This window comes from Pseudomonas azotoformans (assembly GCF_001579805.1).
Taxonomy (GTDB): domain Bacteria; phylum Pseudomonadota; class Gammaproteobacteria; order Pseudomonadales; family Pseudomonadaceae; genus Aquipseudomonas; species Aquipseudomonas azotoformans_A.
On sequence record NZ_CP014546.1, the window covers coordinates 6,203,770 to 6,226,890 of the forward strand.

The 23,121-nt window shown below is 61.7% G+C and carries 23 protein-coding genes; 16 read left to right on the forward strand and 7 right to left on the reverse strand.

Annotated elements, in window-relative coordinates; all coding sequences use genetic code 11:
* Positions 1 to 15: 15 nt before the first annotated feature.
* The 5 genes from AYR47_RS28510 (at position 16) to AYR47_RS28525 (ending at position 4,557) form a co-directional block, all read left to right on the forward strand.
* Complete coding sequence (locus AYR47_RS28510; protein WP_028617272.1) at positions 16 to 519, forward strand: ureidoglycolate lyase; 504 nt, start codon at positions 16 to 18, stop codon at positions 517 to 519.
* Positions 520 to 570: 51 nt separating this feature from the next.
* A complete protein-coding gene (locus AYR47_RS28515; RefSeq protein WP_061449162.1) occupies positions 571 to 1,872 on the forward strand; it encodes a urate hydroxylase PuuD in 1,302 nt (433 codons plus the stop codon).
* Between the two features lie 116 nt (positions 1,873 to 1,988).
* A complete protein-coding gene (locus AYR47_RS28520) occupies positions 1,989 to 3,335 on the forward strand; it encodes a nucleobase:cation symporter-2 family protein (RefSeq protein ID WP_061449163.1) in 1,347 nt (448 codons plus the stop codon).
* A 44-nt stretch (positions 3,336 to 3,379) separates the two neighbouring features.
* A complete protein-coding gene (locus AYR47_RS32635) occupies positions 3,380 to 3,748 on the forward strand; it encodes a hypothetical protein (RefSeq protein ID WP_152514674.1) in 369 nt (122 codons plus the stop codon).
* A gap of 23 nt (positions 3,749 to 3,771) precedes the next feature.
* A complete protein-coding gene (locus tag AYR47_RS28525; RefSeq protein WP_028617274.1) occupies positions 3,772 to 4,557 on the forward strand; it encodes an outer membrane protein OmpK in 786 nt (261 codons plus the stop codon).
* Between the two features lie 3 nt (positions 4,558 to 4,560).
* Here the strand turns inward: AYR47_RS28525 and AYR47_RS28530 are convergent, their stop codons facing one another.
* Positions 4,561 to 5,685: a patatin-like phospholipase family protein gene (locus tag AYR47_RS28530; protein ID WP_033900847.1), complete on the reverse strand. Its 1,125-nt coding sequence runs from the start codon at positions 5,683 to 5,685 to the stop codon at positions 4,561 to 4,563.
* 30 nt (positions 5,686 to 5,715) lie between these two features.
* On the reverse strand, positions 5,716 to 6,651 hold the full coding sequence (locus AYR47_RS28535; protein ID WP_061449164.1) for a lipid A biosynthesis lauroyl acyltransferase: 936 nt from the start codon (positions 6,649 to 6,651) through the stop codon (positions 5,716 to 5,718).
* 119 nt (positions 6,652 to 6,770) lie between these two features.
* Here AYR47_RS28535 and minC point away from each other — a divergent pair, with 119 nt between their 5' ends.
* From minC to AYR47_RS28570, 8 genes are all read left to right on the forward strand, one after another.
* Complete coding sequence (minC, locus tag AYR47_RS28540) at positions 6,771 to 7,508, forward strand: septum site-determining protein MinC (RefSeq protein WP_033900844.1); 738 nt, start codon at positions 6,771 to 6,773, stop codon at positions 7,506 to 7,508.
* Between the two features lie 166 nt (positions 7,509 to 7,674).
* The gene (gene minD / locus AYR47_RS28545) at positions 7,675 to 8,487 is read left to right on the forward strand and encodes a septum site-determining protein MinD (RefSeq protein WP_003175251.1); all 813 of its coding nucleotides are present in this window, start codon (positions 7,675 to 7,677) and stop codon (positions 8,485 to 8,487) included.
* A 3-nt stretch (positions 8,488 to 8,490) separates the two neighbouring features.
* The gene (gene minE, locus AYR47_RS28550) at positions 8,491 to 8,745 is read left to right on the forward strand and encodes a cell division topological specificity factor MinE (protein WP_003175252.1); all 255 of its coding nucleotides are present in this window, start codon (positions 8,491 to 8,493) and stop codon (positions 8,743 to 8,745) included.
* Between the two features lie 96 nt (positions 8,746 to 8,841).
* Positions 8,842 to 9,477, forward strand: a complete 636-nt coding sequence (locus AYR47_RS28555) for an RluA family pseudouridine synthase (protein ID WP_005789965.1) — start codon at positions 8,842 to 8,844, stop codon at positions 9,475 to 9,477.
* Positions 9,478 to 9,522: 45 nt separating this feature from the next.
* On the forward strand, positions 9,523 to 10,812 hold the full coding sequence (locus AYR47_RS28560) for a M18 family aminopeptidase (protein ID WP_025854984.1): 1,290 nt from the start codon (positions 9,523 to 9,525) through the stop codon (positions 10,810 to 10,812).
* A gap of 100 nt (positions 10,813 to 10,912) precedes the next feature.
* The gene (locus tag AYR47_RS32765) at positions 10,913 to 11,089 is read left to right on the forward strand and encodes a hypothetical protein (RefSeq protein WP_010208820.1); all 177 of its coding nucleotides are present in this window, start codon (positions 10,913 to 10,915) and stop codon (positions 11,087 to 11,089) included.
* 52 nt (positions 11,090 to 11,141) lie between these two features.
* Entirely contained in the window at positions 11,142 to 13,307 is a 2,166-nt protein-coding gene (locus AYR47_RS28565) for a mechanosensitive ion channel family protein (RefSeq protein ID WP_033900837.1), read from the forward strand.
* A gap of 17 nt (positions 13,308 to 13,324) precedes the next feature.
* Entirely contained in the window at positions 13,325 to 14,662 is a 1,338-nt protein-coding gene (locus AYR47_RS28570; protein ID WP_038841724.1) for an amidohydrolase, read from the forward strand.
* Between the two features lie 183 nt (positions 14,663 to 14,845).
* Here the strand turns inward: AYR47_RS28570 and AYR47_RS28575 are convergent, their stop codons facing one another.
* The 5 genes from AYR47_RS28575 to AYR47_RS28595 all read right to left on the reverse strand — a co-directional run bounded on the left by AYR47_RS28575 (position 14,846) and on the right by AYR47_RS28595 (position 19,585).
* On the reverse strand, positions 14,846 to 15,070 hold the full coding sequence (locus AYR47_RS28575) for an MbtH family protein (protein WP_038841721.1): 225 nt from the start codon (positions 15,068 to 15,070) through the stop codon (positions 14,846 to 14,848).
* Between the two features lie 82 nt (positions 15,071 to 15,152).
* A complete protein-coding gene (locus tag AYR47_RS28580; protein WP_038841719.1) occupies positions 15,153 to 16,547 on the reverse strand; it encodes an aspartate aminotransferase family protein in 1,395 nt (464 codons plus the stop codon).
* A gap of 141 nt (positions 16,548 to 16,688) precedes the next feature.
* Entirely contained in the window at positions 16,689 to 17,462 is a 774-nt protein-coding gene (locus AYR47_RS28585) for an N-acetylmuramoyl-L-alanine amidase (protein WP_033900827.1), read from the reverse strand.
* A gap of 123 nt (positions 17,463 to 17,585) precedes the next feature.
* On the reverse strand, positions 17,586 to 18,908 hold the full coding sequence (locus tag AYR47_RS28590; RefSeq protein WP_061449165.1) for an ATP-binding protein: 1,323 nt from the start codon (positions 18,906 to 18,908) through the stop codon (positions 17,586 to 17,588).
* Positions 18,905 to 19,585: a response regulator gene (locus AYR47_RS28595; protein WP_010208813.1), complete on the reverse strand. Its 681-nt coding sequence runs from the start codon at positions 19,583 to 19,585 to the stop codon at positions 18,905 to 18,907. The genes AYR47_RS28590 and AYR47_RS28595 overlap by 4 nt, the downstream gene beginning before the upstream one ends.
* A gap of 161 nt (positions 19,586 to 19,746) precedes the next feature.
* On the opposite strand from AYR47_RS28595, the gene dsbD reads away from it, so the two are divergent.
* From dsbD to dsbG, 3 genes are read left to right on the forward strand one after another with little or no spacing between them, the layout of a single operon-like run.
* A complete protein-coding gene (gene dsbD, locus AYR47_RS28600) occupies positions 19,747 to 21,474 on the forward strand; it encodes a protein-disulfide reductase DsbD (RefSeq protein WP_061449166.1) in 1,728 nt (575 codons plus the stop codon).
* Positions 21,475 to 22,320, forward strand: coding sequence for a TlpA disulfide reductase family protein (locus tag AYR47_RS28605; RefSeq protein WP_061449167.1), 846 nt, complete (start codon positions 21,475 to 21,477; stop codon positions 22,318 to 22,320). It abuts the gene before it with no gap.
* Positions 22,296 to 23,057, forward strand: coding sequence for a thiol:disulfide interchange protein DsbG (dsbG, locus tag AYR47_RS28610; RefSeq protein ID WP_061449168.1), 762 nt, complete (start codon positions 22,296 to 22,298; stop codon positions 23,055 to 23,057). Before AYR47_RS28605 ends, dsbG begins: the two co-directional genes overlap by 25 nt.
* Positions 23,058 to 23,121 lie beyond the last annotated feature (64 nt).

Consider the following 23,121-nt stretch of genomic DNA (forward strand, 5'->3'; position numbering starts at 1 on the left):
GATAAGAAGACAGCCATGCGCACACTGATGATCGAACCCCTGACCAAAGAAGCCTTCGCCCCTTTCGGAGACGTTATCGAAACCGATGGCAGCGATCACTTCATGATCAACAATGGGTCGACCATGCGCTTCCACAAGCTGGCAACGGTGGAAACCGCCAAGCCTGAGGACAACGCCATCATCAGCATCTTCCGCGCCGACGCGCAGGACATGCCGCTGACTGTGTGCATGCTGGAACGACACCCGCTGGGCAGCCAGGCTTTCATTCCGCTGCTTGGCAACCCCTTTCTGATCGTGGTCGCGCCACTTGGCGATGAACCTGTATCGGGCTTGGTCCGCGCCTTCGTTACCAACGGCAGGCAGGGCATTAATTACCATCGCGGCGTCTGGCACCACCCGGTGCTGACGATCGAAAAGCGGGATGACTTCCTGGTGGTTGATCGCAGTGGCACAGGCAATAACTGCGATGAGCATTTTTTCAAAGAGGATGAGCGTTTGATCCTCGCCCCCCACCAATAAGAGAAGGTCTGATCACCCGACAACAAGGGTGACAGGCGAGAGGTAAAGACTGTGGAAGCACATTTGATGGAATGGCTGAACCTGAGCGTGCGCTGGGTTCACATGATCACGGGCGTCGCGTGGATCGGCGCTTCTTTCTACTTCGTCTGGCTGGAAAACAACCTCAATCGCGTCAACCCCAAGAGCGGCCTGGCCGGTGACTTGTGGGCGATCCACGGTGGCGGTATCTACCACTTGGAAAAATACAAACTGGCCCCGCCAACCATGCCGGACAACCTGCACTGGTTCAAATGGGAAGCCTACTTCACCTGGATGTCGGGCATTGCGCTGCTGTGCGTGGTGTTCTACTGGAACCCGACCTTGTACCTGCTGGCTCCGGGCAGCAGCCTCAGTGGTCCGGAAGGCGTGTTGCTGGGCATTGGCTCACTGTTCGCCGGCTGGTTCATCTACTCCTTCCTCTGCGACTCGGCCCTGGGCAAGCGCCCTGCCCTGCTCGGTTTCATCCTGTTCGTGCTGTTGATTGCCGCCGCGTACGGCTTCAGCAAAGTGTTCAGCGGCCGTGGCGCCTACCTGCACGTGGGTGCAGTGATCGGCACCATCATGGTCGGTAACGTGTTCCGCATCATCATGCCGGCGCAACGCGCGTTGGTGGCGGCGATCGCGGAGAACCGCACGCCGGACCCGGCACTGCCGGCCAAGGGCTTGCTGCGTTCGCGCCACAACAACTACTTCACCTTGCCGGTGCTGTTCATCATGATCAGCAACCACTTCCCGAGCACCTACGGCAGCCAATACAACTGGCTGATCCTGGCCGGTATCGCGGTGGCGGCCGTGTTGGTACGGCATTATTTCAACACCCGTCACAACAGCCAGAAGTATGCGTGGACCTTACCGGTAGGCGCGTTGGCGATGATCAGCCTGGCCTACGTCACCGGACCAAAACCGGTGTCGACTTCGCCAGAAGTCGCCAAGGCGCCTGCCGCCATCGAGTATCAGCCATTGCCGGAAACGGCGTTGGGCGGTGGCTTGAAACCTGCTGTGCCTGCCGCACCCGCCGCTCCTACGGCTGAACCGGTACCGGCCCAGGCCAGCACGGATTTCGGCCAGGTACACAGCGTGATCGAGCAGCGCTGCACCGTGTGCCATTCGGCCAAGCCCACCAGCCCGCTGTTCAGCACCGCGCCGGCCGGAGTGATGTTTGATACACCGGCCCAGATCCAGCAACAGGCCGCGCGTATTCAAGCGCAGGCCGTGGCGAGCCAGATCATGCCGTTGGGCAACATCACCCAGATGACCCAGCAGGAACGGGATTTGATCGGCACCTGGATCAACCAAGGAGCCCGTACTAACTAACGATGTCCTGTAGTGAGCGGGCTTGCCCCGCGCTGGGGGGCAAGCCCGCTCACTACAAAAGCTCCCCGCTACACAATTGTTGAAACAACAAAAATAAAAAAGATCCGAGGTGTTGCATGACCGAGTTAGCCGAACCGCAGATTCCTGCCGCGCCCGCCATGGTGCGGCTGCCCCTCTTGCAACTGATTCTGGTAGGCCTGCAACACGTCTTGCTGATGTACGGCGGCGCCGTCGCCGTGCCCCTGATCATTGGCCAGGCCGCCGGCTTGAGCCGTGAAGAAATCGCATTCCTGATTAACGCCGACCTGCTGGTGGCCGGTATCGCCACCATGGTGCAGTCGTTCGGCATCGGCCCGGTGGGCATTCGCATGCCGGTGATGATGGGCGCCAGCTTCGCCGCCGTCGGCAGCATGGTCGCGATGGCCGGCATGCCGGGCATCGGCTTGCAGGGAATCTTCGGCGCGACCATCGCCGCCGGGTTCTTCGGCATGCTCATCGCGCCCTTCATGTCCAAGGTCGTGCGCTTTTTCCCGCCATTGGTGACCGGCACCGTGATCACCGCAATTGGCCTGTCGCTGTTCCCCGTGGCCGTGAACTGGGCCGGAGGCGGCAGTGCTGCCGCCACATTCGGCTCACCGATCTACCTGGCAATTGCCGCACTGGTACTCGCCACCATCCTGCTGATCAACCGCTTCATGCGCGGCTTCTGGGTGAATATCTCGGTGCTGATCGGCATGGGCCTGGGCTACGCCTTGTGCGGTACGCTCGGCATGGTCGACCTGAGTGGCCTAGCCATGGCGCCGTGGGTGCAGGTGGTGACGCCGCTGCACTTCGGCATGCCCAAGTTCGAGTTGGCGCCGATCCTGTCGATGTGCCTGGTGGTGGTGATCATCTTTGTCGAGTCCACCGGAATGTTTCTCGCCCTGGGCAAGATCACCGGCCAGGATGTCACGCCGAAGATGCTGCGCCGTGGCCTGCTGTGTGATGCCGGCGCGTCGTTCTTCGCCGGTTTCTTCAACACCTTCACCCACTCCTCGTTCGCCCAGAACATCGGCCTGGTGCAGATGACCGGCGTGCGTTGCCGCTCGGTGACGATCATGGCCGGGGTCTTCCTGATTGTGCTGAGCCTGTTGCCCAAGGCCGCCTACCTGGTGGCGTCGATACCACCAGCGGTGCTGGGCGGCGCGGCCATCGCCATGTTTGGCATGGTGGCGGCGACTGGGATCAAGATCCTGCAGGAAGCCGACATCGCCGACCGTCGCAACCAGTTGCTGGTGGCAGTGAGTATCGGCATGGGCCTGATCCCCGTGGTGCGCCCGGAGTTCTTCGCGCAGCTACCGCTGTGGATGAGCCCGATTACCCACAGTGGCATCGCCATGGCCACGCTCAGCGCGTTGTCGCTGAATATCCTGTTCAACATTCTCGGTGGCGCTGAACGCCCTGAAGTCGCTCATACGCATTGATTCCTTCGTTCAAACAAAAACAATAACGAAACGGGAATAACCACATGCACACCCTTCACCTGGGGCCGGCCACAAGCCGTGCCCCATTCTCGCCCCACGCGCTCTTTAACAGCGCACTTGAGCCACGGCATAAGAGCCAGTATTCTCCGCGCCCGCTCGAATCGACTCAAAAAAAAACAGCGAATGTAAAAGCTGACTGCAAGGCCAACTTATCCCGGCCTTATGTCTGCGGCCAAAGTGCGCAAAAGTCCTCTGAATTCGACTGCATCCGATGCAGCCGACGGGGATTTTTTGGCTTTTTAAACACCTTGGCGCAGCTCTTGCTAAAAGCACTAAAGCTGACCGAACAGACGATTTTTGCAGCGAACCAAAAGGCGCCACACCAGAGCGCCTGCGTAGAAGAAAAACCATAAAACTTTAACTCGGGAGCAACCGAATGAAACCTATGTTCAAAGGCCTGATGCTGGCGGGATCCCTGCTGGCCGGTGGCCAAGCCGTGGCCGGTGACCTGTTGCAGTGGCAGAACAACAGCCTGACTTACCTGTGGGGCAAGAGCTTTACCGTCAACCCGCAGATCCAACAAACCGTCACGTTCGAACATGCCGATGCGTGGAAGTATGGCGACAACTTTATCTTCGTCGACCGCATCTTTTACAACGGCAAGGAAGACGGCAACGTCGGCCCCAGTACTTATTACGGTGAAATAAGCCCGCGCCTGTCGTTCGGCAAGATCTTTGATAAAGACCTGTCGTTTGGCCCGATCAAAGACGTGCTGCTGGCATTCACTTACGAGTTTGGCGAAGGCGATAACGAGTCGTACCTGCTCGGCCCAGGCTTTGACCTGAACATCCCCGGCTTCGACTACTTCCAGTTGAACTTCTACCAGCGCCAGACCGAAGGCAATCGTCCGGGTGACGGCGTCTGGCAGATTACTCCGGTCTGGTCCTACACCATCCCGGTGGGCAACTCCGACGTGTTGATCGACGGCTTCATGGACTGGGTCACGGACAACGACAAGAACGCCCGTGGCACCTACCACGCCAACCTGCACTTCAACCCACAGGTCAAATATGACCTGGGTAAAGCGCTGCATTGGGGTGACAAGCAGCTGTATGTCGGCTTCGAATACGACTACTGGAAGAACAAGTACGGGATCGAAGATTCGGGCGCGTTCAAGACTAACCAGGACACCGCGAGCTTCCTGGTCAAGTATCACTTCTGACCGTCAGGCCAGGCCGAGGAATTTCGACAATTCCTCGCGCTTGGCCAACGCGTCGCGGCGCCCCAACTCGATCAACTCGCTGCAATACCCCGCCTCGAACAGCAAGTAACTCAAGACCCCCGCCCCACTCGTCTTGGTCGCCCCCGGCCCACGCAAAAACAAGCGCAATGCCGCCGGCAATTCCTGACGGTGCCGCGCTGCGATTTCGTCGATCGGCTGGCTGGGCGCAATCACCAGCACTTCTACCGCCGCAACGCCAGGCGCGGCATGGCTGAACTGATTCAAGCGCTCCAGCAACTCGATATCGCTTTCCAGGCTGTCAATGAACGTGCTGTTGAGCATGTGCCCACCAATCTGTGCCAACGTCGGCTCTTGCCCGGTAAAGGTACGTTGCGCCGCCGGCTCATTGCCGCGCGGGTTGCCACTGACCCCAACCACCAGCACACGGCTGGCGCCCAGGTGCAACGCCGGACTGATCGGCGCCGACTGCCGCACGGCGCCGTCGCCGAAATATTCCTGGTCGAGTTTAACCGGGGCGAACAGCAAGGGAATCGCGGAGCTGGCCAGCAGGTGTTCAACCGTCAATTGGGTGGGCATGCCGATACGGCGATGGCGCAACCAGGCGTCGATGGTGCCACCACCCTGATAGAAGGTCACTGCCTGGCCGGACTCGTAACCAAAGGCCGTCACCGCCACCGCGTGCAGATGTTTGTTGCGGATGGCTTCGTCGATGCCGGCCAGGTGCAGCTTGTCTTTGAGCAGCGCCTTCAGTGGCGTGCTGTTGAGCAACGCCACCGGCACCTGCGCACCAAGACCGAGGAGGCTGTGAATAAAGAAGCGGCTCGCCTGGCGGATCACCCCCGGCCAATCACTGCGCAGCACCAAGTGGCTGCGAAAGCCCTGCCAGAAGGCGGTCAGGCGTTGGATCGCGGCCCTGAAGTCCGTGGCGCCACTGGCCAGGCTCACCGCATTGATCGCACCGGCCGAGGTGCCGACGATCACCGGAAACGGATTGGGCGCCCCCGGCGGCAACAGCTCGGCAATCGCCGCCAACACCCCCACCTGATACGCCGCTCGCGCCCCGCCGCCGGAAAGAATCAAGCCTGTAACCGGTTCAGCTGGGCGCATTGCGTCACTCCATGTGGGGAAATGTCTGTCTTATCGACGGCGTTTTTCGTACAACTTTGGCTCACCCGGTGGCCGGCTCTTGAAGCGGCGATGGGTCCACAAGTATTGCTCCGGGCATTCACGCACCGAGGCTTCGACCCACTGGTTGATGCGCAAGCAGTCGGCTTCATCGCTCTCGCCGGGAAAGTCGGTGAGCGGCGGATGGATCACCAGGCGATAACCGCTGCCATCGGCCAAGCGTTGTTGAGTAAACGGCACCACCAACGCCTTGCCCAGCTTGGCGAACTTGCTGGTGGCCGGCACGGTGGCGGCCTGGATGCCGAACAGCGGCACGAAGATACTTTGCTTGGCGCCGTAGTCCTGGTCCGGTGCGTACCAGATCGCGCGACCGGCGCGCAGCAGCTTGAGCATGCCGCGCACGTCTTCACGCTCCACGGCCAGGGAATCGAGGTTGTGGCGTTCGCGGCCACGGCGCTGGATGTAGTCGAACAACGGGTTGCCGTGTTCGCGGTACATGCCATCAATGGTGTGCTTCTGCCCCAACAGCGCGGCGCCGATTTCCAGGGTAGTGAAATGCAGGGCCATGAGGATCACGCCCTTGCCGTCCAATTGGGCCTGCTTGAGGTGTTCCAGGCCTTCGACGTGGGCCAGGCGCGCCAGGCGCTGGCGCGACCACCACCAGCTCATGGCCATTTCGAAGAAGGCGATGCCGGTGGAGGCAAAGTTTTCCTTGAGCAGTTGCTTGCGCTCTTGGGCGGATTTTTCCGGGAAGCACAGTTCCAGGTTTCGCGCAGCAATGCGGCGACGTTCGCCGGCCACGCGGTACATGCCGGCGCCCAGCAGGCGACCAATGGTCAGCAGCGCACGGTACGGCAGCTGGGTGACCAGCCACAACAGGCCGAGCCCCAGCCATAACAGCCAGAAACGCGGGTGAAAAAATACAGCTCGAAAACGCGGGCGATCCATTACAGATTCCGGTAAAGACAAGGGCCGCGCATTCTACAACGGTTCGACTCGGCTTGCGGCGGGTGAGTGTTCTCGTTATAAGTCTCGACACTTTTCGTGACAAGCCGCTTTTGCCGACCATGAGCCAAACCGAACCGCTAGACCAAGATCCCGTGTTCCAGCTGAAAGGCAGCATGCTCGCCATCACCGTGCTGGAACTTGCCCGTAACGACCTCGACGCCCTGGACCGCCAGCTCGCCGCCAAGGTCGCCCTGGCTCCCAACTTTTTCAACAATGCCCCGCTGGTGCTGGCCCTGGACAAATTGCCCGCCGGCCAGGGCAGCATCGACCTGCCCGGCTTGATGCGTGTATGCCGTTCCCACGGTCTGCGCACCCTGGCGATTCGCGCCAGCCGTATCGAAGACATTGCTGCGGCGATCGCTATTGAACTGCCAGTACTGCCACCGTCCGGTGCGCGCGAGCGTCCGCTTGAACCATTGGTCGGTGAAGAGAAGAAAAAACCGGAAAAACCGCCTGAGCCTGCGATCAAGCCTACAAAGATCATCACCTCGCCCGTACGCGGCGGGCAGCAGATTTACGCCCAGGGCGGCGACCTGGTAGTGATCTCCTCGGTCAGCCCAGGGGCGGAACTTCTCGCCGATGGCAACATCCATGTATACGGCCCGATGCGCGGACGTGCCCTCGCCGGCATCAAGGGTGATACCAAGGCCCGTATTTTTTGCCAGCAGTTGACCGCTGAGCTAGTGTCCATCGCAGGCCAGTACAAGGTTTCAGAAGATTTGCGCCGTGATCCGCTGTGGGGGGCTTCGGTGCAGGTCAACCTGTCGGGCGATGTGTTGAACATCATCCGTCTTTAACGGATACTGCCGCATTTTCCAAGCATCTCTAGACTCTGATAGCACAGCGAAACCGGCATTACTTATGTAGGAATTATTTTTTCCTACAAGGCTGTCCGCCTGCAGCGAGTTCCAAGAGATGTTTTTCAGGGACCGAAACGTCCTTCTTCCTTAGGGGTGAAACACCTTGGCCAAGATTCTCGTGGTTACATCCGGCAAGGGTGGTGTGGGTAAGACCACCACCAGCGCCGCTATCGGTACCGGTCTCGCTCTGCGCGGCCACAAGACAGTTATTGTCGACTTCGACGTCGGCTTGCGTAACCTCGACCTGATCATGGGCTGCGAACGCCGCGTGGTGTATGACTTCGTCAACGTGGTCAACGGTGAAGCCAACCTGCAACAGGCCCTGATCAAGGACAAGCGCCTTGAGAACCTGTACGTGCTGGCCGCCAGCCAGACCCGTGACAAAGACGCGCTGACCAAAGAAGGCGTGGGCAAAGTCTTGGCCGAGCTGAAGGAAACCTTCGAATACGTGGTCTGCGATTCGCCGGCCGGTATCGAAACCGGTGCTCACCTGGCCATGTACTTCGCGGATGAAGCCATCGTCGTGACCAACCCGGAAGTCTCCTCCGTACGTGACTCGGACCGCATGCTGGGCCTGCTGGCCAGCAAATCCAAGCGCGCCGAAGAAGGCCAGGACCCGATCAAGGAGCACTTGCTGCTCACCCGCTACAACCCTGAGCGCGTCAGCAACGGCGAAATGCTCGGTGTTGAAGACGTGAAGGAAATCCTCGCAGTGACCCTGCTGGGCGTGATTCCAGAATCCCAGGCGGTCCTGAAGGCTTCCAACCAGGGTGTTCCGGTGATTCTTGACGACCAGAGCGACGCCGGCCAGGCGTACAGCGATGCCGTCGATCGCCTGCTGGGCAAGACCGTGGAACATCGCTTCCTCGATGTTAAGAAGAAGGGATTCTTCGAGCGTATCTTTGGAGGCAACTAAACAATGAAATTTCTCGACTTCTTTCGCGCCAACAAAAAGCCAAGTACCGCGTCGGTAGCGAAAGAGCGTCTACAGATCATCGTGGCGCACGAACGCGGCCAACGCAGTACACCGGATTACCTGCCAGCCTTGCAGAAGGAACTGGTCGAGGTGATCCGCAAGTACGTCAATATCGGCAACGATGACGTGCATGTCGCCCTGGAAAATGACGGCAGCTGCTCGATTCTGGAACTCAATATCACCCTGCCTGATCGTTGATCGAACAGGCGGCCGCCACGGCGGCTCGTTCACCCTGATCCCTTTTTGGGGACCGGGTGGGCGAGCCGCCGTTGGCGTTTGTTACGAGGCTGTTTAATGCCGCTGTCCAATATTCATATCTTGCATCAGGACGATGCCGTCCTGGTGGTGAACAAGCCCACCCTGTTGCTCTCGGTGCCTGGCCGCGCCGACGACAACAAGGACTGCCTGATCACCCGCCTGCAGGAAAACGGCTACCCCGAAGCTCGCATCGTGCATCGCCTGGACTGGGAAACCTCAGGCATCATCCTGCTGGCCCGTGACGCCGACACCCACCGCGAACTGTCCCGCCAGTTTCACGACCGTGAAACCGAAAAGGCCTACACCGCCCTGGCCTGGGGCCAACCGGAACTGGACAGCGGCAGCATCGACCTGCCCCTGCGCTACGACCCGCCGACCAAACCACGGCATGTGGTGGACCACGAATTCGGCAAGCACGCGCTGACCTTCTGGAAGGTGCTGGAGCGTTGTGGGGATTGGTGCCGCGTGGAGCTGACGCCGATTACCGGGCGTTCGCATCAGCTGCGCGTGCACATGCTTTCCATCGGCCACCCCTTGCTGGGTGATGGCCTGTATGCCCATGAGCAAGCCCTGGCTGCCTGGCCGCGCCTGTGCCTGCATGCAAGCATGCTGAGCTTCACCCATCCGCAAAGCGGCGAGCGTTTGCGTTTCGAGTGCCCTGCGCCGTTCTGAAGAATAAATACGGTAAACTCGCGGCACTGCTGTCTGGAGCTATTTATGCGCGAAGCGTTGAATCAAGGCCTGATCGACTTCCTCAAGGCCTCCCCTACTCCTTTTCATGCCACTGCCGCCCTGGCCCAGCGCCTGGAAGCGGCCGGTTACCAGCGTCTCGACGAGCGCGAGACCTGGACCACCGAGGCCAACGGTCGCTATTACGTGACCCGCAACGATTCGTCGATCATCGCCTTCAAGCTCGGCCGTCATTCGCCGCTGCAGGGCGGTATCCGTCTGGTCGGCGCCCATACCGACAGCCCGTGCCTGCGGGTCAAGCCCCAGCCTGAGCTGCAACGCCAGGGTTTCTGGCAACTGGGTGTGGAAGTCTACGGCGGCGCACTGCTGGCACCGTGGTTCGACCGCGACCTGTCCCTGGCCGGCCGCGTGACCTTCCGCCGCGACGGCAAGGTCGAAAGCCAACTGATCGACTTCAAGCTGCCCATCGCTATCATCCCCAACCTGGCCATTCACCTGAACCGTGAAGCCAACCAAGGTTGGGCGATCAATGCCCAGACCGAGCTGCCGCCGATCCTCGCGCAATTTGCCGGTGACGAGCGCGTGGACTTCCGCGCCGTGCTCACCGAGCAGCTGGCACGGGAACATGGCTTGAACGCCGATGTGGTGCTCGACTACGAGCTGAGCTTCTACGACACCCAAAGCGCTGCGGTCATCGGCCTGAACGGCGACTTCATCGCCGGCGCGCGCCTGGACAACCTTCTGTCGTGCTACGCCGGCCTGCAAGCCTTGCTCACCAGCGATAGCGAAGAGACCTGCGTGCTGGTGTGCAACGACCACGAAGAAGTCGGCTCCTGCTCGGCGTGCGGTGCCGATGGCCCGATGCTGGAACAGACCCTGCGTCGCCTGTTGCCGGAAGGGGATGAATTCGTACGTACCATTCAGAAATCCCTGCTGGTGTCTGCGGACAACGCCCACGGCGTGCACCCGAACTACGCCGAGAAGCATGACGCCAACCATGGCCCCAAGCTCAACGCCGGCCCGGTGATCAAGGTCAACAGCAACCAGCGCTACGCCACCAACAGCGAAACCGCCGGGTTCTTCCGCCACCTGTGCATGGCCCAGGAAGTACCGGTGCAGAGCTTCGTGGTACGCAGCGACATGGGTTGCGGCTCCACCATCGGCCCGATCACCGCCAGCCATCTGGGCGTGCGCACCGTGGACATTGGCCTGCCGACGTTTGCCATGCACTCCATTCGTGAACTGTGCGGCAGCCATGACCTGGCGCATCTGGTCAAGGTGCTCGGCGCGTTCTACGCGAGTCACGACTTGCCCTGATGTGGCATGGGGTTGATGTGTTTCTGATACACATCAACCCCACTTCCTGCAATCCGACCTAGACTTGTCAGTATTCCCACTCCGACAAGGCCGTCGCACCATGATCTCCATGTCCTCCTTCCACGCCATGCTGATCCCGATCCTGATCGGCATGATCATGCTCGCCGTGGGTTTCAACTTCCGTGACAAGCCCCTCGGCGTATTTGGCATGTGGATCGGCATGCTGCTGATCCTGGGCACTGTGGTGTACAAGATCCTCGCAAAACTGGCTGAATGACGATTGCGCTCGTACACTCGGTCAACTCGTCGTTTCCAAGGTTGACCGCCTCGTGCTTTCCCGCCTGTTTGCCCTGCCCTGCTATTGCTTGATCGCCCTGCTGACGCTGCTGCCGCTGACGCCTGCCCATGCCGTGGGCTTGCCCGGCCTGCTCGGCAACACCAACAAGACCCAGCCCCAGGCCGAAGTGCCGCTGGGGCAGTCGTTGGACGAGGTGATCAAGACCCTGGAGAACGACCAGCAACGTACCCAGTTGCTAAGCGACCTGAAAAAGCTGCGCGAAGCCACGAAAAAAGCCCAGCCGGCCGCCGAAGAAGGCGTGCTGGGGTTGATCGGCGGCACCCTGGCCAACCTGGAAGCACAGTTTTCTGGGGCCGATAGCCCACTGGGGCGCTGGTCCAATGAAATCGACCAGGCCAAGGAAGAACTCAGTGCGCTGATACTGCCGGCCAACGAATGGCTGCCGATCATTTTCGGTTTTGCCCTGATCCTTGCCGTGTGGAGCCTGCTCGCCGCCGCGCTGATCTGGCTCAGCCACCGCGTACGCGAACGCTTCGGCCTGCCCGAAGAATTGCCGCAACACCCGCGTACCTGGGACATGGTGCGCTTTGCCCTGCGTAAACTTGGCCCATGGCTGATTGCCCTGGTGATCACGGTGTACCTGAGTTATGCCCTGCCTTCGTCCCTGGGCAAATCCCTGGCGATGGTATTGGCTTATGCGTTGGTGGTGGGCACCTGTTTCTCGGCGATCTGCGTGATTGCGTTTTCCGTGCTCGACGGTCCGCATCGCCATCGTGCGTTGTACATCCTGCGTCACCAGGCGTTCCGCCCGCTATGGTGGATCGGCAGTTTTGCCGCCTTCGGTGAAGCCTTGAGCGACCCGCGACTGGTGGCAGCACTGGGGCAGCACTTATCCCATACCGCCGCGACCATCGCCAATGTGATGGCGGCGTTGTCCACTGGCGTGTTCATCCTGCGCTTCCGCCGCCCCATCGCCCACCTGATCCGCAATCAGCCGCTGTCGCGCCGCCTCACACGCCGCGCCCTCAGCGACACCATCGAAATCATCGGTTCCTTCTGGTACATCCCCGCGCTGCTGTTGGTGGGTATTTCGCTATTCGCTACCTTCGTCTCGGCGGGCGATACCAGCACGGCATTGCGTCAATCGCTGCTGTGCACGGTGCTGCTGGTGCTGTGCATGGTGATCAACGGCCTGGTCCGCCGTCACGCCCTCAAGCCGCAACGGGGGCACAAGCGTCATGCGCTGTACTCCGAGCGCCTGAAAAGCTTCGTCTACACCCTGGCCCACCTGGTGGTGTGGCTGGTGTTTATCGAGCTGGGCTTGCGGGTGTGGGGGCTGTCGCTGATCCGCTTTACCGAAGGCGACGGCCATGAAGTCAGCGTCAAGCTGTTCGGCCTGGCCGGGACCCTGCTGTTTGCCTGGTTGATCTGGATTCTCAGCGACACCGCGATCCATCACGCCCTCACCCGCTCGCGCAAAGGCCTGGCCAATGCCCGCGCGCAGACCATGATGCCGCTGATCCGCAACGTGCTGTTCGTGACCATCTTCATCATCGCCGCCATTGTCGCCCTGGCGAACATGGGCATGAACGTCACGCCGCTGTTGGCGGGTGCGGGTGTGATCGGCCTGGCCATCGGTTTCGGCGCGCAGTCACTGGTGGCGGACTTGATCACCGGCCTGTTCATCATCATCGAAGACTCCCTGGCCATCGATGACTACGTGGATGTCGGCGGTCACCTCGGCACCGTCGAAGGCCTCACCATCCGTACCGTGCGCCTGCGTGACATCGACGGCATCGTGCACACCATCCCGTTCAGCGAGATCAAGAGCATCAAGAACTACTCGCGGGAGTTCGGCTACGCGATCTTCCGCGTGGCGATCCCCTACAACATGGAGATCGACGACGCCATCAAGCTGATGCGCGATGTCGGCCAGAAGATGCGCAACGACCCGCTGCAGCGCCGCAATATCTGGTCGCCGCTGGAGATTCAAGGCGTGGAGAGTTTCGAGTCGGGCAGCGCGATTCTGCGCGCACGCTTCAAGACCGCGCCGATCAAGCAGTGGGAAGTGTCGCGGGCGTTCAACCTGTCCCTCAAGCGCCATCTGGACGAGGCCGGGCTGGACCTGGCCACGCCGCGCCTGAGCGTGCAGGTGGTAACCGCTGGCACTGTGCAGGAGAAAGATCAACAACAATAAACTCAGGAGAGGTCCTTATGCGTTTAACCGGTCTGACACACCCGTGGATTTTTGGCATGTTGTGCGGGGTCGCCAGCAGTGCCGTGATAGCCGCCAGCAGCGGCCAGGACAGCGCCCGGGAGGAAATTGCCGCGCAGGCAAAAGCCCTTGAGCCGGCGCTGCTGGAAACCCGACGTGACATCCACGCCCACCCGGAACTGGGCAACACCGAAACCCGCACCGCCGAGCTGGTCGCGAAACAATTGCGCGACCTGGGCCTTGAGGTAAAAACCGGCGTCGCCCGTACGGGCGTTGTTGCTGTTCTGAAAGGCGCCCTGCCCGGCCCCACCGTCGCCCTGCGCGCCGACATGGATGCGCTGCCGGTGAAGGAAGTCGCCGACCTGCCCTTCGCCTCCAAAGCCAAAGGCACCTACCTGGGCAAGGAAGTCGACGTGATGCACGCCTGCGGCCACGACGCCCACGTCGCTATCCTACTGAGCACCGCGAAAATCCTGACCGGCATGCGCGAACGCTTGCCGGGCACCGTGGTGTTCTACTTCCAACCGGCCGAGGAAGGCCCGAGCGATTTCATCCCCGACGGCAAAAACACCTGGGGTGCCAAAATGATGGTGCAGGAAGGCGTGATGAAGGCGCCCAAGCCGGACGCGGTGTTCGGCCTGCACGTGTGGGCCGGTGTGCCCGCCGGCCAGATTGCCTACCGTCCGGGACCGACCCTGGCCAGCTCGGACGATCTGCGCATCAAGATCCTCGGCAAGCAGACCCACGCCGGCCGTCCTTGGGATGGCATCGACCCGATCACCGTGGGCGCGCAGACTATTGTCGGCCTGCAGACCGTGGTCAGCCGCCGCACCGATATCTCGTCATTCCCGTCGGTGGTGAGCATTGGCACCATCAATGGCGGCACGCGCTACAACATCATTCCGGAGTCGGTGGACATGACCGGCACCATTCGCTCCTACGACTATGGCATCCGCCAGAAGCTGCACGCGGACGTGCGCCAGACCGTGGAGAAAATCGCTGAAAGCGGCGGCGCCAAGGCCGAAGTCACCATCATCGAGAAGTACGATCCGACCATCAACAACCCGGCGCTGACCGAGAAGATGTTGCCGAGCCTGCGCTGGGCGGCCAAGGATGACGTGGTGCAAGGCCCGCTGGTGGGCGGTGCCGAGGACTTCTCGTTTTATGCCAAGGAGGCACCGGGGCTGTTTGTGTTCCTGGGGGTGACGCCGAGGGATCAGGACATGAGCAAGGCAGCGCCGAACCACAATCCGGGGTTCTTCGTGGATGAGTCGGCGTTGGTGGTGGGAGTGAGGACGTTGGCGTCGTTGGCGACGGATTACCTATACACCAACTAATCGCCGAGATGGTTTTCTGTGGTGGGCAGGGTTGGCGTGATGAGCGGGCTTGACCTGTGGTGAGCGGGCTTGCCCCGCGCTGGGCTGCGCAGCAGCCCCTAAAAAGCCGGGAGCGCTTCGCACTCCAGCGCGAGCAAGCTCGCTCACCACAGAAGCCCGCTCACCACAGTAAGCCCACCCGTCTCAGCCCGCGAGCGCAGCCCCATCCATCTTCTGGCGCAAGCTCAACGGACGCATATCGGTCCAGACTTCTTCGATGTAGGCCAGGCATTCTTTCTTCAGGCCGCTCTTGCCTACGGTGCGCCAGCCTTCTGGCACGGCCTTGTAGTCGGGCCAGATGGAATACTGTTCTTCGTGGTTGACCACTACCTGAAACAGGATGTCGTCGCGGTCAAATACTGAGGTCATTGCTGTTCTCCATCGCTGAAAGACTGGCTGCGCACCGCGCGCAGCACTGATATCTGTAGAAACGTACCAAGCGTGCAAAAAATTAGAGGCTGGCGACCGCCGCCGCCAACGCGCGCCCGAAGATGTCCGCCACCTGGTCGACTTCAGCCGCAGTAATCACCAGCGGCGGCAGGAAACGCACCACGCTGCCGTGCCGGCCACCGAGTTCCAGGATCAAGCCGCGCTTGAGGCATTCACGCTGCACCAGCGGCGCCAGTTGGCGGTGCACGGGAGGATGGCCCTGGATATCTAGTGGGCCATTCGGGTCTACCAGTTCCACACCCAGCATCAGCCCACGACCGCGAATATCGCCCAGCTGTGGAAAGTCGCGTTGCAGGATACGCAGGTGTTCGCCCAAACGTTCGCCCATGGCGGCCGCGTGACCGGCCAGGTCATGCTCCTTGAGGTAGCGCATCACCGCCGAGCCTGCCGCCATCGCCATCTGGTTACCCCGGAAGGTCCCGGCATGGGCGCCCGGCAGCCAGGTGTCGAGCCAGTCGCGATACACCACCACCGCCAACGGCAGGCTGCCGCCGATGGCCTTGGACATCACCACCACATCCGGAATGATGCCGGCGTGTTCGAACGCAAACATCTTGCCGGTGCGACCGAAACCGCTCTGAATTTCATCAACGATCAACGCCACGCCCGCCTGCTCGGTGATACGGCGCAGGCCGCGCAGCCAGTCGAGATCCGCCGGGATCACGCCGCCCTCGCCCTGCACCACTTCGACGATCACCGCCGCCGGCAATAGCACGCCCGCTTCGGGATCATTCAGCAAATTCTCCAGGTAATGCAGGTTGACCCGCACCCCTTCGGCGCCACCCAGGCCAAACGGGCAACGGTAGTCGTAGGGGTACGGCAGAAACTGCACGCCATTGCCGAGCAAGGCCCCCAAGGGTTTTTTCGGCCCCAGGCTGCCCATCAGGCTCAACGCGCCCTGGCTCATGCCGTGGTAACCGCCCTGGAAAGACAGTACGGTGCTGCGCCCGGTGGCGGTGCGTACCAACTTCAATGCCGCTTCCACCGCATCCGTGCCAGTAGGGCCGCAGAACTGGATTTTCGCTTCCCGCGCCAACGCAGGCGGCAACAGGCCGAACAGGTCCTGTACAAACTGATCCTTGACCGGCGTCGTCAGGTCCAGGGTGTGCAGAGGCAATTCATCGGCCAGCACTTGCTGGATCGCCTCGATCACCACCGGGTGGTTATGCCCCAGCGCCAACGTACCCGCACCGGCCAGGCAGTCGATGAAACGGCGGCCTTCCACGTCTTCCACGTAGAGGCCCTTGGCACGTTTGAGCGCCAGGGGAATGCGCCTAGGGTAGCTGCGGGCGTTGGATTCCTGCTGGCGCTGACGGGCGAGCAGCGGGGTTTCGTCGAACTGGTAAAGCGTTTCATGCACCTGGACGTCTTCGATACGGCTGGTAGCGACTGACATTTCTCGATCCCTCAATACGCTGATGATGGTGACCAAACTGCCGATCCGCTGGCGTCTGGCCCAAGGGGCATGCGCACGGATTTCCTGTTCTGGAAACGCACCAGCGTCAGGAGGATTTACTCCTCCGGTCGCGAAAATCCCTCAACCGCATAGCCCCTGGTACTTTTCATTCAACGCATAAAGAATCGCGCAGGTTTCAGCATCCAGAAACCCACGATAATCCCGTGGACGAAAGTGCATCTGAAACGCTCGCGTGCGCTGTTCAAAGCCCTGCCGATTCTTCGCCGGCGCATACCCGTAGCGCTGAAACGCCCGCTCCACTTCGACTTCCGACGGCAGCCCCAGGCAGAAGCGGCGTTGATACATCGTCTGGGACGTCTCATCAAACCAGGCCCCTACTCCGGCGTCATACAAGCGCCGCCACGGCAGTTGCGGCCCTGGATCGCTCTTACGGCTGAACGCCACGTCCGAATGCCCGAGAATGTCGGTAGGCCCAATCTGTGGATAACGTCCGAGAATGTCGCGCACCAGGGCAATCAACACGTCGACTTGTTCCTCACCGTAGGCGGGAAAGGTGAACACACCGCCGTCATCCCTTGCCAGGTTGACGATCTCGATACCGACCGAGCGGCTGTTGAGGTTGTCGCGCCCTGCCCAATGACTCACCCCGGCATGCCAGGCGCGCTTGTCCTCTTCCACCAACCGGAACACCCGCAACTCTTCGTAGCCTGCGGCGCGGTAGCTGGGGTCGCCGGGGTCGGGCAGCAGGTAGTGCGCACTCACGCCATCCTGGGTCAGGGTGCGCAGGGAGGAGCCAAAAGGTGCCGCGGTGTAATGCAGGATCACCTGCCGCACGGGCTCGCCGTTGCGTTCGTTGAAGCCTTTGGCAGGGAAGCTTGTATCGATGACCAACATAAGAACCGTCCTTTTCAATACAGGCCGAGTCGTTCAGCCCTTTCAAGCGCAAAAAATTACCGCCATCCTGAAGGCTTGATCCTCAGGAGGGCGGTAACTATGTGGCACTTGAAAGAAAAGTGATCAGCGCCGCAGCGGCATGCCCAGGTCGACGCGCAGGCCATCCGGCTGGCTGTCGAACTTCAGCGAGCAGGAGCAGCGCTGCACGATTGCTTGCACAATCGCCAGGCCCAGGCCGCAGCCTTCGCTGCTGCCATTGCGCCAGAAGCGTTGGGTCAGGTACTGCAGGTCCTCCGGCGAAATCTGCTGGCCGTGGTCACGCACGCGGAACACCACGTTATCCGCCTCGATCAATACGCGCAGTTCCACCCGTGTGTCAGCAGGGGTATGGCGCAGTGCATTGTCCAGCAGATTGCGCAGGGCTGCGACCGCCAGGCCCACCGGCATTTCCACCGGGGTAGCGGACAGATTGTCCGGCAGGATCAGGTCGATACGCGCGTTATCGCCGGCATTGGCATCCTGGATGGCCAGCCGTGCCACGTCCTCGGCGCTGGAGTGCATGCCATCGTCAAATGAGAGGTTGCCCTCCACCCGCGCCAGCAGCAGCAATTGCTCCAGGGTGCGATGCAGGCGGTCGGCGCCCTCCTCGGCGTGGGCCAGGGATTGGTCGCGGGCTACGCCGTCGGTCATGCGCGCCACTTGCAGGTGGGTCTTGATCGCTGTCAATGGGCTGCGCAGTTCGTGGGCGGCGTCGCCGGTGAGGCGGCGTTCACGTTCGATGGTCTTGGCGATGCGTTGCAGCAGTTGATTCTGGGTATCGAGCAGTGGCTTGAGCTCGCTGGGCAACGGGTGGATCTGCAACGGTTCCAGGGAATCGGCACTGCGCCGCATTAAGGCGTCACGCATGCGGTTGAGCGGCAGCAGGCTCTGGCCGATGCCCAGCCACAGCAGGCACAGGCAGCCAAGCATTGCCACGCCGACCGGCACCGAAGCGGCCAGCAGGATCGACAGATTCAACGCCTCACGCTCCACCTGACGGTCGGCGGTGGTGATCAACAGGTCACCACGGGACAGGGTGAAACTGCGCCAGTTCACACCATCGATCACCTGGTCACGAAAGCCACTCTGGCGCGACTCCAGGCCTTCATCCGGCGTGGCATGACTGCGCGCCAGCACTTCGCCACGCAAGGAGCTGACCTGACACGCCATGCCACCTGGCACATTCAGTTGTGCCCCATGGAAATGCGCACCGCCGCTCACACTGGCCAGGCCCGGCATCTGCTCGGTCAGCCCCGCCACCATGCGCGCCGACGCCACCAGGCGTTGGTCGAGGGAGAACATCATCTGGTTACGCAGGTCGTTGAGCATCCAGGCCGCCGCCAGCGCCCAGATCAACACAAAAGCGGCGCCCAGCTTGAACGTCAGGCGCAGGCGCAGGCTTTTCACGATGCGTCCTCGCCCCCGTCAGCCGGGCCCAGGCGGTAGCCGAGGCCGCGCACGGTCTCGACGATGCCGTTGCCCAATTTGCGCCGCAGGTGGTGGATATGCACGTTGAGAGCGTTGCTTTCCAACTCGTCATTGAAGCCGTAGACGCTGTCCTTCAGTTGTTCACTGGACAGCACCCGGCCTTTGTTATGCAACAGGGCCTGCAACAGCGCCTGCTCGCGGCGCGACAGGTCCACCGGCTCGCCGCCCAGGAAGGTTTCGCGGCTGCTGGGGTCGTAGGCCAGGCGGCCATGTTCGATCAGGTTGACGCTGCGCCCCGCCACCCGACGCAGCAGGGTTTGCAGGCGGGCGGCGAGTTCGCGCAGGTCGAAGGGTTTGAGCAGGTAGTCATCGGCGCCGGCTTGCAGGCCGTCGACACGGTTGGTTACCGAGTCGCGTGCGGTGAGGATCAGCACCGGAATCTCCAGGCCCTGGCTGCGCTGTTGCTGCAACAGCTTGAGGCCGTCCTCGTCCGGCAGGCCGAGGTCGAGCACCATGATGTCGAACGTGGCCGCCCTGAGCATCGCGCGCGCGGCACCGGCCGAGGCCACACGCTCCACGGTAAAACCCTGGGCGGTCAGGCCGGCCACGATGCCGCTGGCGATCAGTTCGTCGTCTTCACAGACCAGTACGTGCATGGTGAACCCTTCATGAAAGATGGGGTGATTAAAAGTGCCGTGGATTAACTGCAGATTATGCCGCTAAACCCCCCACACTCAATCTAGAATAGCCTCGGTTAATCATCGGTTAATCAACGCCACACATTGTGTGCCTACTTGCATCGAACTAAGGCTTGACCATGCGGCATCTGTTTACCTTTCTGCTGGTGTTGTTCGCGGGGTTTGCCCAGGCCGCGCCGGGCAACCCATTTGAGACCAAACCCGATTTCCTTCCGGTGGGCAAAGCCTTCACCTTTACCTCCGAACGTCTTGAAAGTGGCGAGACCCAGCTGTATTGGCAGATTGCCGACGGTTACTACCTCTACAAGCAACGCATGAAATTCGATGGCCTGGCCGAAAAGCCCGCGTTGCCGCAAGGCGAGGCCCATAGCGATGAATTCTTCGGTGACCAGGAGGTGTATCGCCAGGGCCTGGAGGTGAAGATCCCGGCCGGCGCCACCGGCCAGGTCAAGTTGGGCTGGCAGGGCTGCGCCGATGCGGGCCTGTGCTATCCGCCGCAGTCGATCACCGTGGACCTGGGGGGCAACCCGGCCGTTGCCGCGACCGCCGAAGCCCAGGATCAGAGCCTGGCCAGTGGCCTGCAACAGCGCAGCCTGGGTTGGAGCCTGCTGCTGTTCTTCGGCCTCGGCCTGTTGCTGGCATTTGCCCCGTGTTCATTGCCGATGCTGCCGATTCTCGCCGGTCTGGTAGTCGGCAGTGGCGCCAGCCCGCGTCGTGGGTTTGCCTTGGCCAGCAGCTACGTGGTGTGCATGGCGCTGGTGTATGCCGCACTGGGCGTAGTGGCCGCGCTGCTCGGCAGCAACCTCGCCGCGCTGCTGCAAACTCCATGGATCCTCGGCAGTTTCGCCGCGCTGTTCGTCATTCTTGCCCTGCCGATGTTCGGTTTCTTCGAACTGCAACTGCCGGCCTTCCTGCGTGATCGCCTGGACAATGTCAGCCGCCAGCAAAGCGGCGGCAGCCTGGTCGGTGCGGGAATTCTCGGCGCACTGTCCGGCCTGCTGGTGGGCCCGTGCATGACCGCCCCCCTGGCCGGCGCCCTGTTGTATATCGCCCAGAGCGGCAACGCCTTGCACGGCGGCCTGATCCTGTTCGCCATGGGCATTGGCATCGGCATTCCGCTGTTGCTGTTGGTGACCGTGGGCAATCGCTTCCTGCCCAAACCGGGCACCTGGATGAACGTGCTCAAGGGCGTCTTCGGCTTCCTGTTCCTCGGCACCGCCGTGCTAATGATTCGCCCAGTGGTCGATGAAAGCCTGTGGATCGGCCTGTGGGGCGCACTCGCGTTGGTGATGGCCTACTGCGGCTGGAGCCTGGCCCGCGAATACGGCCTGGCGGCCAGAGTGTTTGGCGCCGGTTCCCTGGTACTCGGCCTGTGGGGCGCGGTGCTGGTAGTGGGCGCAGCCGGTGGCAGCGATGACCTGTGGCAACCGCTGAAGGTCTACAGCGGCTCGCGGACCGCCGCCGCACCGAGCGCTCACAACGCCTTCATGACCCTCAGCGACCCCGCCGTGCTGCAAAGCCAGCTCGACAGCGCCAAGGCCCAAGGCCAGTGGGTGCTGGTGGACTACTACGCCGACTGGTGCGTGTCGTGCAAGATCATGGAAAAACAGGTGTTCGGCAAACCCGAGGTAATGGACGCCCTGAAAGACGTACGCCTGCTGCGCCTGGACGTTACCGCCGACAACGCCGCCAGCCGCGAGCTGCTCGGCCGCTACAAAGTCCCCGGCCCACCGAGCTTCGTGTGGATCGGCCCGGACGGTGAAGAACGCCGCGCCCAACGCATCACCGGCGAAGTGGATGCCGCCGCTTTCCTGCAACGCTGGACGCAAACCCGGGACGCCCTCTGAATGCTGACCCTGACCATCGGCACCTTCGCCATCGCCCTGAATCACATCCTGCTGATCAGCGCGCTGATTCTCGCCACCCTGGTGGGCTGGCGCGTGGCCAAGCGTGGTGGTGAAAACCCGGAATCGGTGCTGTTCAGCCTGTTCCTGCTGGGCATGCTGGTGGCCCGCGTCAGCTTTGTGCTGATGTATTGGAGTGACTACAGTCACGCGCCGCTGCAAATGGTCGACCTGCGCGACGGTGGTTTCCTCGCCTGGCCTGGCGTGATCGCGCTGATCCTGGGTGCGCTGCTCTATGGCTGGCGCCGCCCGGCCCTGCGCACGCCGCTGGGTGCCGGGGTAATCACCGGCCTGGTGTTCTGGGGCCTGACCAGTCTGTCCCTGAGCCTCTACGACAAAGGCTCGCAGCTGCCAGACATCACCCTGCGCAACGCCAATGGCGACGTGGTGCAACTGAGCGACTACAAAGGCGGCCCGCTGGTGATCAACCTGTGGGCCACCTGGTGCCCGCCGTGCCGTCGCGAGATGCCGGTGCTGGAACGTGCCCAGCACCAACGCCCCGACGTGACCTTCCTGTTCGTCAACCAGGCCGAAAGCATGCAGAGCGTCAGCACCTTCCTCGCCACCCAGGGCCTGACCCTCGACAACGTTTTATTCGATGCCAGCGGCCGTCTCGGCCAAGCCGTGGGCTCGATGGCCTTGCCGACGACGCTGTTCTATAGCGCCGACGGGCGCCTGATCAACAGCCATCTCGGCGAACTGTCCCAAGCCAGCCTGGCCCGTGCCATGGAACCCTTCGACACCGCCCCACAAAGGAAACCGACATGCCTCGCCTCCGCCACCTGCTGACCCTGCTGCCGCTGACGCTCGCGGCCACCCTGGCCCAGGCCGAAGACTGGCCGGCGCCGATCAAACAGATCGAGGCCAAGGGTGCCAAGATCCTCGGCAAATTCGACGCCCCCAGCGGCCTCACCGGCTACGCCGCGCAATACCAGAACCGTGGCATGGCCCTGTACCTGACCGCCGACGGCAAAAGCGTGATCGCCGGTAACCTGTACGACGCCCAAGGCAACGACCTGAGCAGCGCGCCGCTGGAGAAACTGGTCTACGCACCCATGGCCAAGGAAGTCTGGGCCAAGATGGAAAAAAGTAGCTGGATCCAAGACGGCGACGTAAAAGCCCCGCGCATCGTCTACCTGTTCAGCGACCCCAACTGCCCTTACTGCAACATGTTCTGGGAACAGGCGCGTCCGTGGGTAAAGGCCGGCAAAGTGCAGCTGCGCCACATCATGGTCGGCATCATCCGCGAAGACAGCCCAGGCAAATCCGCTGCGCTGTTCGCCGCCAAGGACCCGCAAAAAGCCCTGGAAGAACATGAGGCTGCCGGCAAAGGCAGCAAGTTGCAGGCGCTGGACAAGATCCCGGCGGATATCGAGGCCAAGCTTAATGGGAATATGAAGCTGATGGATGAGCTGGAATTGTCGGCGACGCCGGCGATTTTCTATCTGGATGACAAGGGTGGGTTGCAGCAACAGCAGGGGGCGCCTTCGCCGGAGAAGTTGGGGAAGATTTTGGGGCCGAGGTAAGTTACCCAACGGATTAACGAAAAAGGCCCCCACACAGTGGAGGCCTTATCTTCGCAATACCCCA

Coding starts and splice junctions, on each gene's coding strand:
- AYR47_RS28510 (WP_028617272.1), top strand. CDS start 16: ATGCGCACACTGATGATCGAACCCCTGACCAAAGAAGCCTTCGCCCCT.
- AYR47_RS28520 (WP_061449163.1), top strand. CDS start 1,989: ATGACCGAGTTAGCCGAACCGCAGATTCCTGCCGCGCCCGCCATGGTG.
- AYR47_RS32635 (WP_152514674.1), top strand. CDS start 3,380: ATGCACACCCTTCACCTGGGGCCGGCCACAAGCCGTGCCCCATTCTCG.
- AYR47_RS28525 (WP_028617274.1), top strand. CDS start 3,772: ATGAAACCTATGTTCAAAGGCCTGATGCTGGCGGGATCCCTGCTGGCC.
- AYR47_RS28530 (WP_033900847.1), bottom strand. CDS start 5,685: ATGCGCCCAGCTGAACCGGTTACAGGCTTGATTCTTTCCGGCGGCGGG.
- AYR47_RS28535 (WP_061449164.1), bottom strand. CDS start 6,651: ATGGATCGCCCGCGTTTTCGAGCTGTATTTTTTCACCCGCGTTTCTGG.
- minC (WP_033900844.1), top strand. CDS start 6,771: ATGAGCCAAACCGAACCGCTAGACCAAGATCCCGTGTTCCAGCTGAAA.
- minE (WP_003175252.1), top strand. CDS start 8,491: ATGAAATTTCTCGACTTCTTTCGCGCCAACAAAAAGCCAAGTACCGCG.
- AYR47_RS28555 (WP_005789965.1), top strand. CDS start 8,842: ATGCCGCTGTCCAATATTCATATCTTGCATCAGGACGATGCCGTCCTG.
- AYR47_RS28560 (WP_025854984.1), top strand. CDS start 9,523: ATGCGCGAAGCGTTGAATCAAGGCCTGATCGACTTCCTCAAGGCCTCC.
- AYR47_RS32765 (WP_010208820.1), top strand. CDS start 10,913: ATGATCTCCATGTCCTCCTTCCACGCCATGCTGATCCCGATCCTGATC.
- AYR47_RS28570 (WP_038841724.1), top strand. CDS start 13,325: ATGCGTTTAACCGGTCTGACACACCCGTGGATTTTTGGCATGTTGTGC.
- AYR47_RS28575 (WP_038841721.1), bottom strand. CDS start 15,070: ATGACCTCAGTATTTGACCGCGACGACATCCTGTTTCAGGTAGTGGTC.
- AYR47_RS28580 (WP_038841719.1), bottom strand. CDS start 16,547: ATGTCAGTCGCTACCAGCCGTATCGAAGACGTCCAGGTGCATGAAACG.
- AYR47_RS28585 (WP_033900827.1), bottom strand. CDS start 17,462: ATGTTGGTCATCGATACAAGCTTCCCTGCCAAAGGCTTCAACGAACGC.
- AYR47_RS28595 (WP_010208813.1), bottom strand. CDS start 19,585: ATGCACGTACTGGTCTGTGAAGACGACGAACTGATCGCCAGCGGCATC.
- dsbD (WP_061449166.1), top strand. CDS start 19,747: ATGCGGCATCTGTTTACCTTTCTGCTGGTGTTGTTCGCGGGGTTTGCC.
- AYR47_RS28605 (WP_061449167.1), top strand. CDS start 21,475: ATGCTGACCCTGACCATCGGCACCTTCGCCATCGCCCTGAATCACATC.
- dsbG (WP_061449168.1), top strand. CDS start 22,296: ATGCCTCGCCTCCGCCACCTGCTGACCCTGCTGCCGCTGACGCTCGCG.